A 14,675-nucleotide genomic window follows, 5' to 3' on the forward strand; every position below is an offset into this window, starting at 1 on the left:
AACTTTTCATGTCTATCTTACATAGACATGAATACCCGTTTCGTCGTTATGAAAAGCTAGTTAACAGACAAATTTCATCATCTTCCAAAATCACTTGTAGCATGAACCCACGTTATGCAAAGGCTATGCTATTGCTATGCCTATTTGCAACCCACAGCAGCGCCATTACCGCGCGAGCGCCATTACCCAGTGTATGGCAACAAGTAAATCTAACAGTTAAAGGAAAAGTAAAAGACATCAACGGTAACCCGCTGCCCGGAGTTACGGTGTTGGTGAAAGACTCAAAGAAAGGGGCCACCACCGATGAAAAAGGCAACTATGTATTAACCGATGTTAAAAAAGATGCGGTGCTCGTATTCCAATACATCGGTTTTGATGCACAGGAGCTGAAAGTAGAAGGTAAAACTTCACTGAACGTAGTATTAAAAGAAAACCAGAAAACACTGGATGAGTACGTAGTAGTGGGTTACGGTACCCAGAAGAAAGTTACCAAAACCGGCGCAGTATCATCTGTAAAAGGCGCCGAGTTACAGCAGTCACCCAACGTAAATATCTCTAACTCACTTGTTGGACGTATTCCCGGCATTATTGCCGTTAACAACAGTGGTGAGCCCGGTTACGACGGCTCCCGTATTTTTATCCGTGGCCGCAGTACTTTAGGTAACAGTAACCCGCTGGTAGTGATCGATGGTTTTCCACGCGATGGCTTTGAGCGAATGAATCCAAACGACATTGAAAGTGTTTCCATCCTGAAAGACGCCGCTGCCGCCATTTATGGTTCCCGTGCCGCCAACGGCGTTATCCTGGTTACCACCAAACGTGGTAAAGGTGGTAAACCAACACTGAGCTATGGCTTTAACCAGTCGTTTGTAACGCCCACCAGGCTGCCTGAAATGGCGGATGCGCCTACATATGCCAAAGTGGTGAATGAAATTTTAAAGTATGGAGGAGATGCGCCGAAATACACAGATGAACAAATCAAGAAATTTGGAGATGGATCCGATCCATGGTTGTACCCTAACACCAACTGGTATGATGCCGCGATTAAAAAGTATTCCCTGCAAAACCGCCACGACCTGTCCCTGAGCGGGGGAACAGAAAAAATGTCGTACTACGTTTCGCTGGGTTCCTTATTCCAGGATGGTATTTATAAGAACAGTGCTACCAATTACAAGCAACAAAACGTAAGAGCTAACCTGGATGCAGTAGTGAGCGATTACATCCGCTTGCGGTTCGACCTGGCCGGGCGCCTGGAAAACAGGAACTTCCCGCCCCGTAGCGCCGGCTCCATCTTCAGATCCCTGATGCGTGGCCGCCCTACGGAAAATGCCATCTGGCCAAACGGGTTGCCAGGGCCTGATATTGAATACGGCGACAACCCCGTTGTTACAGGAACAAATGCAATCGGTTACACCAATGATAAGAACTATGTGATCAACACCAACATGTCGGCCGTAGTAAATATCCCGGGAGTAGAAGGATTATTTGCAGATGGTAGTTTTGCCTACGATCAGAATTTTGACTTCTACAAATCTTATATCAAACCCTGGACCTTATACACCCTGGCTGATGCAAATGACCCTACACATAAGCTGAATGCCGGTTCCAGAGGTGTAAGCGCCCCCGAGCTAACGGAGCAGTTCAGTACATTAAGACAAATCACCGTCAACTTCAAATTAAACTATGTGCGTTCTTTCGGTAAGCATAATCTCAGCAGCTTCATAGCTTTTGAACAGGCTACTTTAAAGAACGACGGTTTCTCTGCCAACCGCAGGTACTTTATCAGTGATAAGCTGGACCAGTTGAATTTAGGCGGTGATAAAGAAAAGAACAATTCCGGAAGCGGGTTTGAATATGCCCGTCGTAACTACTTCGGACGCGTTTCCTACAACTACAAGGAAACCTACCTGTTTGATTTCAACATGCGCTACGACGGTTCCCAGAACTTCCCGGAAGGACGCCGTATGGGCCTGTTCCCCGGCGCTTCTGCAGGATGGGTATTATCAAACGAAGGATTCTGGAAGAAAGGCATCCGTACGCTTGATTATTTCAAAGTGCGCGCATCCTGGGGCCAAATGGGTAACGACCAGATTGATCCTTTCCAGTACCTGAGCACCTATGGATTCAGCGCCGGCGGTGTAATGCTGGGCGGCGATCTGAACAAAGGGCTTTACCAGCTGAGATCTCCCAACGAGGCCATCACCTGGGAAGTAGCCAATAACTACGATGTTGGTATCGAGGCAAAAATCCTGGGGGATAAGCTGGCTTTTGAAGGAGATTATTTTCTTACCAAAAGATCCAACATCCTGGCCAGCCGCAGCCAGTCGATGCCTGGTTATACCGGCATGACCCTTCCACAGGAAAACATTGCCAGGGTACAAAATAAAGGCTTCGAACTGGTACTGAGCCACAAGAACGACATCAAAAAATTCCATTATGAAATCATAGGTACAGTTACGCACGCAGAAAACAAAGTGCTGTTCTTCGATGAAACACCCAACCTGCCGGCATATCAGCAGGCAACCGGTAAACAGATAGGCGCGCCGCTGTATTACCAGGCAATTGGTATTTATAAAACACAGGAAGAAGTGGATAAAAGCCCGCACGTAGGCGGAGCCAGGGCCGGAGATGTCATTTTCCTTGATAAAAACGGAGATGGCGTAATCGATGACCTGGACCGTGTTCGTATGGACCGCACAGAAAATCCGACCTGGATCTTTGGTTTAACTATGACCGCCAAGTTTAAAAACTTCGACTTTACCATGTTATGGCAGGGCGCTACCGGCGCCAGCCAGTACCTGCGCACAGAATCAGGACTTATCGGCAATTTCCCCATGGCATATGTAAAAGACCGCTGGACAGAAGACAATATCAACGGATCATGGCCAAGAGCGTACGACCGTGACCGTGAGTACTGGGTGAACCGCCAGAACACCTTCTGGTACTGGAATACCAACTATGTCCGTTTAAAAACCCTGGACCTGGGATATAATGTGCCGTCCAAACTCTGCAAGCGGGTAGGGCTGCAAAACCTCCGGGTATACGTAAGTGGACAGAACCTGGTGACCATCGACAAAGTAAAGATTTTTGACCCTGAAGCGCCCAGTGGAAGCGGACAGTTCTACCCGCAAACCAAGATTTACAATGTGGGATTAAACGTAACCTTTTAATTAATGTGCCATGAAGAAATTAACCATCATCAGATATATAGCGGGAGCCTTTTTGTTATGTGCGGTGACTGCCGGTTGTAATAAAGACTTTCTTGAAAAGAAACCGCTGACGGAATACGAAGAAACAGATGTGTGGAAAGATGTGGGCCTGGTACAGGCATTTGTGAACGATCTGTATGTACAGATGCGCCCCGGATTCCTGGAAGTGATGCTTTCCTCAATGACCGATGAGAGCCGCTTTATCCACGACTATAATACCTCCAGGGTAGTGCAGGGGAACGCCTCTGCCGACGACGTGGGCGCCATCAATGATTTCGCCAGGTGGGATCTGCATTACAAGGCGATCCGCAATTGTAACATGTTCCTGGAAAAAATTGCCAGTGTGCCTATTACAGATGAAAGCCTGCGCACCCGCATGACCGGCGAGGTGCATTTCATGCGCGCCTGGTATTATCATATGCTGGTGCGCTACTATGGCGGGGTTCCTTTAATCACCAAGACTTTTAATATTAAGGGAGATGAACAGGAGATATTAAGTGTGAAGAGAGCCACTTTTGATGAATGTATTAAGTTCATCACTGCTGAATGTGACCTGGCTGCACAGCAACTACCTGCTTCCTATGGGGCCGCAGCCGGCAAAGGAAGGGTAACCAAAGGCGCCGCACTGGCATTGAAATCGCGGATATTGCTTTTCGCCGCCAGCGATCTGTTCAATGATGCAAAAGTGCCGAATGATTTAATGGGATATAAATCCGGCTCCCAGAAAGACCGTTATAAACTGGCGATGGATGCTGCAAAAGTGGTGATGGATCTGAATACTTACAGTCTCTATCGGCCCGCAGATGATCCAACAGAAAGTTATACCCGCATATTCCTGGATAAAGACAACCCGGAACTGATTTTCATTAAGCAGTATGATAAAGCGCTGCTTGGCACTTCCCACGATCTGTACAACGGGCCAAACGGGTATCACAACTGGGGAGGTAATGTGCCCATAGAAAATTTTGTGACCGGCTACCAGATGAAAGACGGTACGCCTTTTTCCTGGAGCAATGTCGCACAGGCAAAGGCGCCCTATGAAAACCGCGACCCGCGTTTTTACGCCACCATCCTGTATGATGGCGCCAGCTGGAAACCCCGCCCTTCAGATGCGGCGAAAGTGGACCCGGTGGGAGTGATACAAACCGGTAAGTATGAAGCCCATAACGGAAAGGATAGCGTATGGGGACTGGACACCCGCAACAGTGTGATTGAAAACTGGAATGGCACTTACTCCGGTTATTACCTGCGTAAGTTTATGGATAAGAACCTGGATGCGCAGTTCTTCCGTGGCGATCAGTCATGGATCTTCCTCCGTTATGCAGAAATACTGCTGAACTATGCAGAAGCGGCAATGGGCTATGGCGATGAAGCAAGTGGGCGTACAGTGTTGAACCAGGTGCGCCAGCGTGCGGGTATGCCAGCCACAACTGCTTCCGGCGCCGATTTGTGGGCGGTATTGAAATACGAAAGACGGTACGAACTGGCTTTTGAGGAGCATCGCTTTTTTGACGCCCGCCGCTGGAGGGATGCTGAAACTGTTTTCAATGAAAATGCCAAAGGCATTGAAGTATTGGGGTCTCAGATTGCAGGGCATCCTTTTGTATACCATGTATATAGTATCCAGGACAGGAAGTTCAATAAAGCAAAGAACTACCTGCTGCCGCTTCCTGCCAACGAAATCAGGAAGAACAGTAACCTGAAGCAACAGGAAGACTACAAATAACGGAATTCATGTACCAGCTTTTCATAAAAAGAAATGCCGCGAGATCATCGCGGCATTTCTTTTTATGAAATAAGAGATCATTATTTATACACCCAGTGACCAGCCATCGCGGTAAGTGCGTTTTACAAACTGGTTGGCTTCGTCGAAGTTGGTAATCTTCATATTATTACCATCCCACAGCAGTTTGATATAACGGCCAGGGTAGTCGAAGCCTTTACCATTTGCTTTCGCCTTACGGATATCGAAGCTGCGGATTGCCAGGTTAGCCATGAGGATGGTTTCTGTAAGCGGACCGGCAATATCGAACGGAGAGCTCAGGGCTTTCTGTTGCTTGCTGCCGTAGCCGGCAATAGCGGCATTTACCCACTGTACATAGTGCCCTTCCGGTACACGCGCAATAGTTTGCGGCACCTTGACTTCGGTGGTGCGGGAGGTAGGCAGCAGTTTAGGATACATACCGTAAGTACCGCACATCATTTTACCCTTGTCGCCAATAAACAGTGCGCCGTTACCACCATCGCCCATTGTTTCGTTGGGGCCCAGTTCTTCCGGGCGCTCTGGCTGAATACCGCCGTCCATCCAGTGGAGAGTTACTTCTTTTCCATTCTTCCCAGGGAATTTCATAATTACATGGGAAGAAGGAGGACAGCTTTCGGGGAAGTATCCGCGGGTGAATTCTCCTACGTATACGCTACCTACGCTGCACTCTACTGAAGTGGGGTAGCCCAGTCCCAGCACACGGAATGGAGGTTCAATGATATGGCAGCCCATGTCGCCGATAGCGCCGGTACCATAATCCCACCAGCCGCGCCAGTTGAATGGTACCAGGTTATCCACGTAGTCTTTTTTAGGGGCGGTACCTAACCACAGATCCCAATCCAGTTCCTGTGGCACTTCCTGGCGGGTGGTTGGCCATGGAATACCCTGTGGCCATACGGGGCGGTCTGTCCAACAGTAGATAGTGTGCACATCGCCAACGAGGCCGGCATTGTACCATTCCATCAGCTGGCGAACGCCATCGCCGGAAGAACCCTGGTTACCCATCTGGCTTACCACTTTGTATTTTTGGGCACCCTGCGTGAGCATACGGGCTTCGTAGATGTCGTGGGTGAGTGGTTTCTGTACGTATACATCCTTCTTCAGCTGCATAGCGCCCATAGTGGCTACGGCATGCGTGTGATCCGGTGTGGACACTGAAACGGCATCGAAGTTTTTGTGTTCCTTGTCAAACATTTCCCGGAAGTCGGTATAGAACTTAGCCTTGGGGAATTTTTTTACGGCTTCTGCTGCACGACGTTTATCTACATCACAAAGGAAAGCAATATCAGCCGGGCCTTTGGCAAATTCAGATATATCGCTGAAGCCTTTGCCGCCTACGCCGATACCTGCTACCCGCAGGCGGTCGCTTGGCGCTACATAGCCTCTGCCTAATACATGGCGTGGAACTATCATGAAACCGGCAGCCGCTAAGGCGCCGTTTCTCAGGAATGATCTGCGGGAAACGTTGTTTTCTCCCTCATTCTTTTTTTCTGGAATCATTGATGTGAAGTTTTCTGGATTTAAATTATGAAATAGCAAGTTAATTCGTTAGTCCCAGGTCATCAGCTTGCCCCTGTCTTCTATTTTCAGGCAGGTAGCCAATGTTTTTTCATCATAGGCATAGCCGTACTGTTTCAGCACATCTGCCGGAACGCCGTCCCATTCGTTGGGTGTATTGCCCACATAGTTCAGGTCCTTGATGCCCATTTTGCTGGTGAAAAAGCCGGTAGCAGTAAGATTGCGCATCCTGTTGAAGAAGGCAACACCCTGGCTGTTTTCCGGGGCAGCTTTCGCCGGGTAGGCAATCAGGTCTACCACTTCAATGCGTTGTTCTGCGCTGCATTCGGCAAATGATTTATTATACCGTTTCGCGCATTGCATATCCAGCCAGCGCAGCCCGCCCCGCATAGGCAGCTGGTGTTCAGGTATATCTTTTACAATAAACTCAATGAACTCCGGCACTTTGGCGTCTGAGGCGCTGCCGGAATGTTCATCTGCCGGGATAATGATATCTGCCAGGATGGTGATGGTTTTCATTTCGGCGTCTGTAAAGAACTTTTGGTCCATCAACGCTTTATCCCGCAGCACTTCTTCCGGAGTACGGCCATAGCCGGGCGTTTTCACATTGGGATGATCATTTTTATCCGCTGTTGTTTTGTTATCGCCACAACTGGTGGCAGATAAAATGGTACCAACTGATAACGTTCCCAGTGCCAGTGCTTTGAGTGATTCTCTTCTATCCATGAAAAAAATTAAAAGATTAGAGATTCTGTTTTTTCAATTGATCCACGATATATTCGGATGCCCGCATAGACAGCGCAAGGATGGTCCAGGTAGGATTTTTATCTGCCTGTGATACAAATGCGCCCCCATCTACAACGAAAAGATTCTTCACTTCGTGTGCCTGGTTGAATTTGTTCAGTACAGATTTCCTGGGATCGTCGCCCATACGGGTGGTACCTACTTCGTGAATGATGCGGCCCGGGTTTTCCAGCCCGTATTTGGTATCGGCTCCGGGTTTGGTGCCGAAGGCTATGCCGCCCATTTCATGAATGATTTCTTCAAAGGTATCCTGCATATGTTTGGCCTGGTTGATTTCGTGATCGCTCCAGGTGTAGTTGAAACGCAGTACAGGAATTCCGAATTTATCTACCACGTTCGGATCTATCTCACAGTAGTTATCTTCCCGGGCAATGCATTCACCCCTGCCGGCAAAGCCGATCTGGGAGCCATAAAAGCGGCGGTAGTCATCTTTCAGAGAAGCGCCGTAGCCGCCGGCTTCTTTGGTTTGGCCATCGCGGCCGGGTACCCTGCCATTCATGTTTTCCATGCCAAAGCCGAAACCATAGCCAGGCATATGCATACCTCCGCCAAATTCAATATGGTAGCCGCGTGCGAAGTTCAGTTTTTTGTTATCGCCCCACCAGGGAACATACATATGCATGCCGCCTACACCATCTTCATTATACCGCTTACGGTCCATCAGCTGGGGGAGGAAACCACCCCTTGAAGAACCGGTAGAATCGTGCAGGTATTTACCTACTACGCCACTGGAGTTGGCCAGTCCGTTCGGGTGTTTGGCTGATTTTGAGTTCAGCAGCAAACGCGCCGATTCGCAGGCGCTGGCGGCCAGCACTACCACACGGGCGTTAACGGAATATTCCTGGAGGTCTGTTTTATCTACATAAGTCACACCGGTAGCTTTCCCGCTGTTGTCTGTAAGCACTTCCCGTACCATAGCGTTGGTATACAGGTCCACATGCCCGCTTTTCATAGCCGGTTTCACCAGCACGGAAGAGGCGGAGAAGTCGCCGTATACGGTACACCCGCGGTTGCATTGGCTACAGAAAAAACAAGGGCTGCGGTCTTTGTTAACCGAGCGGGTTAATATCGACAGGCGTGCCGGTATAACCGGAATGCCTAAACGATCCCCTGCCTTTTTCACCATCAGTTCGTGTAATCTGGGTTTGGGAGGAGGGAGGAAGAAGCCGTCCGGTTCGTTAGGTATGTTTTCTTTGGTGCCGAATACGCCGATCATTTTGTCGACCCGGTCGTAAAAAGGCGCTACCTCTTCATAGGTAAGCGGCCAGTCGTCGCCAAGGCCATCATAACTTTTGTGTTTGAAGTCGCGGGGGCCAAAACGCAGTGAAATGCGGCCCCAGTGGTTGGTCCGGCCTCCCAGCATGCGGGAGCGGAACCAATCGAATTCAGTTCCGTTTTTTTTCGTGTAAGGTTCACCGTTAAGTTCCCATCCGCCGTAAGACGCATCAAAGTCACCAAAAGGACGGGTGGTACTGGCTCCTCTTCTGGGTGATTCGTAAGGCCATTTCAGTTGTGTAGCCTGCTCCGGGTCGGCCGGGTCGTACTTGGGGCCCGCTTCCAGAAGGGCTACTTTCAGGCCTGCATCCGACAGGATTTTTGCAGCCATACCTCCTCCGGCGCCGGAACCGACAATACAAACGTCATAAACCTTCCCTTGTTTTTTGATTTCGAAAGCCATTTGCGTGGATATTTTAGACTTTTTAGAAGAACACCGGTTTTAAATCTATAAATTAAATGCGGAAAAAGAACGGTTTTTTTTATGAGTGATCGTACAGCATATATTATTGGTGTAGATATCGGCACCAGCAGTACAAAATCGATTGTGCAAGGAATCGACGGCGAAATACAAACGGTGTTTCAACAGGCATATGTAACCAGCCATCCGCAGCCTGGGTACAGCGAGCAAACGCCACGGGTGATCCTGGAGGCAGTGATGGCCGGTATCAGGGAGGCAGTGGCCAGGATGGGAGCGGCGCCGGCGGCGGTTTCCTTCAGCAGCGCTATGCATAGTATAATGGCCGTGGGCGCGGGCGGAGAGGAGCTTACGCCGCTGATCATCTGGGCTGATAACCGCAGCGAGCCTAATGCCCTGGCATTGCGGGATACGCCGGCAGGCAGGCTTATTTACCGGCAAACCGGCACCCCGGTGCATGCCATGTCGCCCCTGTGCAAAATAATGTGGCTGCGGGAGCAGCAGCCGGCTGTTTTTGAAGCCGCAGCCATGTTCCCAGGCATTAAGGAATATATCTTTCATCATTTCTTTGGCAGCTGGATAACGGATCATTCCATTGCCTCAGCAACGGGGCTGTTTGATATTCATACACTTAGCTGGAACAGTACCGCTTTAAATGTAGCTGGTATCACTGCGGCGAAGCTGCCTCGACCAGTGCCGGCTAACCATATTGTTAAGGGGCTATTGCCGGCAGTAGCTGAAGCGCTGGAGATCCCGGCAGACACTCCCTTTATGATAGGCGGCAGCGACGGATGCCTGGCACAGCTGGGCAGCGGCGCACTGGACCCTGGACATGCCACGCTTACCATTGGCACCAGCGGCGCAGTAAGGATGGCCGGAGCCCGGCCTCTTACAGATGCTGCCGGCCGGCTTTTCACTTACCTGCTTACAGATGATATTTATATTACCGGCGGGGCCTCCAACAACGGGGGCGTGGTATTGCAATGGCTGGTGAGGGATTTCCTGCAGCAGCCGCTGAGCGCACTCAATGGTCTTGTGGAAACCGCGCTGGTAACGGATCCGGGTAAATTGCTTTGTTTGCCTTATCTGTTGGGTGAAAGGGCGCCGGTATGGAATAGCCATGCGAGCGCGGCCTTTATCGGCATCCAACCCCAGCATACACCGGCGCATTTTACCCGGGCAGTGCTGGAAGGGGTTTGTTTTGCGCTCCTGAGCATTAAAGAGGCGCTTGCAGAAACCGCCGGGCCGGTGCGGAAGATCTCCGTCAGCGGCGGCTTTACCAATTCGCCGGGCTGGATCCGGTTGCTGGCCGACATCTTTGGCCAGGAAATGCACCTGCAACAGGAAAGCGACGCTTCTGCATTAGGCGCCATCATGCTGGCGGCAAGGGAGCTGGGATGGCCGGAGCAGCGGAAACAGCCTGCACAAACGGTTTTTACCCCGGATGCATCCAGGTTTGAAGGATACAGACGGAAGTACGAGCGGTTTTTGAAGCTATACCGGCAGATAGAGGAGAGCCTCCAGGAATAACGAAATGGAGTGTTTCATGGCCTGGCAGGAATGTGAGTTTCCATGAGGAATGTACCGTGGCTAAACCTCATAAAGGATCCTATAGCAGAAATCAGGCTTTTGGGGTGAGGCTGATATGCAGTAAGGTAATCTAGGTCAGCGCTGGAGCCCCGCATAGCACTTACAGTGCAGCAGCGTATATGGAGGACATGAGGTGGACTTGATCTGAAGATGATCTTTGCAGAGGGTTTGGGACTATTAAAGGAAAACGATACACCAGGAGATCCGGGGAGACAAAGCAGGTTAATCTGCTTTGTCTCCCCGGGTTTTTAATATCTGGTCATCAGTTCCCGCGTTCAAACATGCGTGCGAGATCTGTGAGTTTGAATGATATAAAGGTGAACTTGCCGCCTGGCGCCACGTTTGGCATGCTGCAGGCAAACAGCTCATCGATGATGTTCTGCATTTCACGGGCGGCCAGTATTTTGCCGGCTGGGATGGCATTATTACGGGCCATTGCACGGATCAGCTGCTCGCGGGTATTCACTTTCAGCTCATGGCTGAAGTTCTTGAATTGTTCTAGCAAGTTCTGGATGGTGGCATGATCGTTACCATTCTGAATATCGGCGGGAGTACCGCGAACAATGAAGGTATTGTTGCCAAAGGGCTCCAGGTCGTAGCCCAGTGTCTGGAGGTCGCCAAGCATTTCACTGATCAGGGCTGCATCTGCCGGGGGCAGTTGCAGGGTTTGCGGAAAAAGGCTTTGCTGGGTGGCCATGGGGGTTTCCTGTAAGGCACGCTGGTAGCGTTCATAAAGGATCCTTTCATGGGCGGCCTGCTGATCTATCAATATAAATCCCGATTTTATCTGCGACAGGATATATTGCTGATGCACCTGTACCGGCACTTTCTGATCGTTGGCGGTATCCTGCCAGCGTTCATCGATAACGGAAGCGGTGGCATGCGGCTGGCTTTCGTAAGTTACCGCCGGCCTTGTTTCGGGCTCCGGGGCAATGGTATAAGTGCTTTGGGTATAATTGTCGTTGTTGGTTTCGTACAGATCTTTCCAGTGCTTCAGGTTGCTGCTGTTGCTGCTTTTATCGATCATGTGTGCCTGGTTAGCCTGCGTAAAAGATTTATACAGGGGACTTTGGGTCGATTCATTCTGCTGCTGAACAGTGAAGGGCTTGCTTACTGCATCCAGGGCCTGGATATTCGGATCGAGATCGAAATCCAGTGTAGCAGTGATGCTGAACTGGGCCAGGGAGTGTTTTACTGCCGACTGCACAAAGGCGTACATGAGCTTTTCATCATCGAACTTGATTTCCTGTTTGGTAGGATGTACGTTGATGTCTACATGTTCGGGATTTACGTCAATAAACAGTACATAGAGCGGGAAACTGTCTGCCGGGATGATATCCGCAAAAGCGTTCATCACCGCGTGGTTCAGGTACGAGCTCTTGATAAACCGGTTATTGACGAAGAAGAACTGGTCCCCCCTGGTTTTCTTGGCGGTTTCGGGTTTTCCTACAAATCCGTACACATTCATGTAGTCAGTAGTTTCCTTTACGCTTACCAGTCGGGCATTATAATGTTGTCCCAGGATGGCAACGATGCGTTGTTTAAGCGATCCTTTGTCAAGATGGAACAACTGTTGATTATTACTTGTCAGCGAGAACTGCAGTTGAGGGAACGACATGGCCACACGGATGAACTCGTCTACAATATGCCTCATTTCTGCCGCGTTACTTTTCAGAAAATTCCTGCGGGCGGGCACATTGAAGAAGAGGTTCTTCATGGCAATGCTGGTGCCTTCCGCGGTTTGACAGGGCTCTTGTTTTTTAACAAAGCTGTTGTCAATTTCCACGTAGGTACCTACTTCAGCGCCTTTTTTGCGGGTTTTCAGCTCTACCTGTGAAACTGCTGCAATGGAGGCGAGGGCTTCGCCCCTGAAACCCATGGTGGTGATCTGGAAGAGATCTTCTATGGATTGTATTTTGGAGGTGGCATGGCGTTCAAAGCACATCCGGGCATCTGTTTCGCTCATACCGCCGCCGTTATCGATTACCTGCACTAACTCTTTGCCCGCATCTTTAATGATCAGTTGAATATCGGTTGCACCTGCATCCACTGCATTTTCCAATAATTCTTTTACCGCTGATGCCGGTCTTTGGATCACTTCCCCCGCAGCTATCTGGTTCGCTATATTGTCTGGTAATAAATTGATGATATCCGCCACTTACTAGCCTTTTGCCGTAAAGTTAACAATTTATATGCAGTTGCTCATCGGTGATTATCAGACAGTTTTAAACAAAAAATTAACTGTTTTGTTAATTAGCCCCTTGATTTGCAGGAAATAACAATCCATTATGCTTGTTCATACGTAATTTATGGTAGAGGAAAAAAGAATCCGGCCGGCGACCCAACGATCACAATGATGGTGTTAATGAGAAGTTAACGAATCAAAACTTTACATATGTACCTATTGAATCTAATAATTTTGAATATCTCTATCAGGGGCACCAACTGTACATACCCATAAATCGGTGAAAAAAAGAAATCAATGGAAGATGGAAAAAAGAAGGGAGACATTTACTCCCATACAAATGCCAACAAAGTAAATCTGCCAGATGAAGAGTGGAAGAAAATATTGCCAACGGATGTGTACCATATCGCCAGGGAAAAAGGAACAGAATGGGCCTTTACCGGAAAATACTGGAACAATAAGGAAAACGGTACCTACTACTGCGCTGCCTGCGGGAACCCGTTATTTGTTTCCGACACTAAGTTTGACAGCAGTTGTGGCTGGCCAAGTTTTTTTCAGCCACTTACCAAGTCCAGCGTAATTTATTCTCCCGACAACAGTCATGGGATGCATAGGACAGAAGTATTATGCGGGCGCTGCAAATCGCACCTGGGACACGTGTTTGACGACGGCCCTCCGCCCACAGGACTTCGCTACTGTATTAATTCCGTGATCCTGGATTTTGAGAAAGCAAAGGAAGCAGACCAACATTATCAGCAAGACAATAACCCCAGCGATAAAGAACTGGAGTAACCATATCTTCTGCCTGATAGCCAACGAGATCTGCCGGGTGACAATAAAAAGCTGTATTTTTATTATCATCAACCCCCGACAGTCATGAAAGTACTTAAAACACTCGCCTGGATCATAGGAATCATCCTGTTCATTGCAATTGTGTTGATCTTTTTTGCGCCCACTACTATGCATGTGGAGCGTTCGGTGGAAATTAATGCCCCCGCAACAATTGTATGGAATGACATTGTGAAATTCGAAAAATTTAACGGGTGGAATACCTGGAAACAGATGGACTCCACCGCCAGGTTCACAATTACCGGCGAAGATGGTTCTATTGGCGCTGTTGATTCCTGGAAAGGCAGTAAGGTGGGGGAAGGAAAGCTGCAGCACCTGGCGATGGACCCTTATAAGTCGGTTACCCAGAAGCTTACTTTCATTACGCCGTTTGCTTCTGAGTCGGATGTATTTTTCCGGTTGTCGGAAGCTGCGGGAAAAACGAAGGTCACCTGGGGATTTGACACCCATTACGACCGGCCGCAGAATGTGATGACCCTTTTTATGAAAGGTGCGCTGGAAAAGGATTTCGACCAGGGGCTTAACAACCTGAAAAGTATGGCGGAAGCGGAAGTAAGAGGCCCGAATGCCCCTAATGGCATTGATGTTACTGTAAAAGAGATGAATTTCCCGGCAACAACGTATGCGGCTGTACGAAAAACCATCCCGATGAACAGGATCACCGACTATTACCGCGCCAACCTGAGAACCATTTATAATGCAGCTACTGCGGCCAATTTACAGCCAGGCGTGCCTTGCGGCATTTTTTTCAGCTGGGACAGGAAACTGCAGACCACAGATATGGCGGCCGCCATCCCGGTACCGGAAGGCAGCAGACCTGCCCCCGGGTACGAAATCATTACCCTGCCTGCCGCACAGGCTGCCTATGCGGACTATATAGGACCTTACAGTAAAATAGCCAACGCACATGTGGCCATCAAAAATTTCATTACTGATAAAGGGAGAACCATTGTTCCGCCCACTATAGAGATGTATGTGACTGATCCGGGCAAAGAAAAGGACAGTAGCAAATGGCTCACGAAGGTCATCTACTTTATGAAGTAATCATCCGGAAGTAAAGAA

General features: G+C 49.2%; 9 protein-coding genes. 5 read left to right on the plus strand and 4 right to left on the minus strand.

Annotation, left to right across the window (positions count from 1 at the left end):
• Positions 1-101: 101 nt before the first annotated feature.
• Positions 102-3,170 carry a SusC/RagA family TonB-linked outer membrane protein gene (locus tag FN124_RS10055; RefSeq protein WP_185937149.1) on the plus strand — a complete coding sequence of 1,023 codons (3,069 nt, stop codon included), beginning with the start codon at positions 102-104 and terminating at the stop codon, positions 3,168-3,170.
• A 10-nt stretch (positions 3,171-3,180) separates the two neighbouring features.
• Positions 3,181-4,935, plus strand: coding sequence for a RagB/SusD family nutrient uptake outer membrane protein (locus FN124_RS10060; RefSeq protein WP_142684596.1), 1,755 nt, complete (start codon positions 3,181-3,183; stop codon positions 4,933-4,935).
• 84 nt (positions 4,936-5,019) lie between these two features.
• On the opposite strand, the gene FN124_RS10065 is transcribed toward FN124_RS10060, so the two are convergent.
• The 3 genes from FN124_RS10065 to FN124_RS10075 are packed head-to-tail and all read right to left on the minus strand — an operon-like array spanning position 5,020 to position 8,974.
• Positions 5,020-6,474, minus strand: coding sequence for a Gfo/Idh/MocA family protein (locus FN124_RS10065; protein ID WP_142684597.1), 1,455 nt, complete (start codon positions 6,472-6,474; stop codon positions 5,020-5,022).
• A gap of 48 nt (positions 6,475-6,522) precedes the next feature.
• Positions 6,523-7,218: a gluconate 2-dehydrogenase subunit 3 family protein gene (locus FN124_RS10070; RefSeq protein ID WP_142684598.1), complete on the minus strand. Its 696-nt coding sequence runs from the start codon at positions 7,216-7,218 to the stop codon at positions 6,523-6,525.
• Positions 7,219-7,234: 16 nt separating this feature from the next.
• Positions 7,235-8,974: a GMC family oxidoreductase gene (locus tag FN124_RS10075; protein ID WP_142684599.1), complete on the minus strand. Its 1,740-nt coding sequence runs from the start codon at positions 8,972-8,974 to the stop codon at positions 7,235-7,237.
• 81 nt (positions 8,975-9,055) lie between these two features.
• Here FN124_RS10075 and FN124_RS10080 point away from each other — a divergent pair, with 81 nt between their 5' ends.
• Positions 9,056-10,519 (plus strand): gluconokinase, encoded by a 1,464-nt coding sequence (locus tag FN124_RS10080; protein WP_142684600.1) that lies wholly within the window; start codon positions 9,056-9,058, stop codon positions 10,517-10,519.
• Between the two features lie 322 nt (positions 10,520-10,841).
• Here FN124_RS10080 and mutL read toward each other — a convergent pair whose 3' ends face one another.
• Positions 10,842-12,737 carry a DNA mismatch repair endonuclease MutL gene (mutL, locus tag FN124_RS10085; protein ID WP_142684601.1) on the minus strand — a complete coding sequence of 632 codons (1,896 nt, stop codon included), beginning with the start codon at positions 12,735-12,737 and terminating at the stop codon, positions 10,842-10,844.
• A 324-nt stretch (positions 12,738-13,061) separates the two neighbouring features.
• Here mutL and msrB point away from each other — a divergent pair, with 324 nt between their 5' ends.
• Entirely contained in the window at positions 13,062-13,556 is a 495-nt protein-coding gene (gene msrB / locus FN124_RS10090) for a peptide-methionine (R)-S-oxide reductase MsrB (protein ID WP_142684602.1), read from the plus strand.
• Positions 13,557-13,640: 84 nt separating this feature from the next.
• Positions 13,641-14,657: an SRPBCC family protein gene (locus tag FN124_RS10095; protein ID WP_142684603.1), complete on the plus strand. Its 1,017-nt coding sequence runs from the start codon at positions 13,641-13,643 to the stop codon at positions 14,655-14,657.
• Positions 14,658-14,675: the final 18 nt, after the last annotated feature.

The organism is Chitinophaga polysaccharea (genome assembly GCF_902150045.1).
GTDB classification, from domain to species: Bacteria; Bacteroidota; Bacteroidia; order Chitinophagales; family Chitinophagaceae; genus Chitinophaga; species Chitinophaga polysaccharea_A.

What these genes read in the sequence shown, in the direction of transcription:
- msrB (WP_142684602.1), top strand. Translation starts at nt 13,062, where the DNA reads ATGGAAGATGGAAAAAAGAAGGGAGACATTTACTCCCATACAAATGCC.
- FN124_RS10095 (WP_142684603.1), top strand. Translation starts at nt 13,641, where the DNA reads ATGAAAGTACTTAAAACACTCGCCTGGATCATAGGAATCATCCTGTTC.
- FN124_RS10080 (WP_142684600.1), top strand. Translation starts at nt 9,056, where the DNA reads ATGAGTGATCGTACAGCATATATTATTGGTGTAGATATCGGCACCAGC.
- FN124_RS10075 (WP_142684599.1), bottom strand. Translation starts at nt 8,974, where the DNA reads ATGGCTTTCGAAATCAAAAAACAAGGGAAGGTTTATGACGTTTGTATT.
- FN124_RS10060 (WP_142684596.1), top strand. Translation starts at nt 3,181, where the DNA reads ATGAAGAAATTAACCATCATCAGATATATAGCGGGAGCCTTTTTGTTA.
- FN124_RS10070 (WP_142684598.1), bottom strand. Translation starts at nt 7,218, where the DNA reads ATGGATAGAAGAGAATCACTCAAAGCACTGGCACTGGGAACGTTATCA.
- FN124_RS10065 (WP_142684597.1), bottom strand. Translation starts at nt 6,474, where the DNA reads ATGATTCCAGAAAAAAAGAATGAGGGAGAAAACAACGTTTCCCGCAGA.
- FN124_RS10055 (WP_185937149.1), top strand. Translation starts at nt 102, where the DNA reads ATGAACCCACGTTATGCAAAGGCTATGCTATTGCTATGCCTATTTGCA.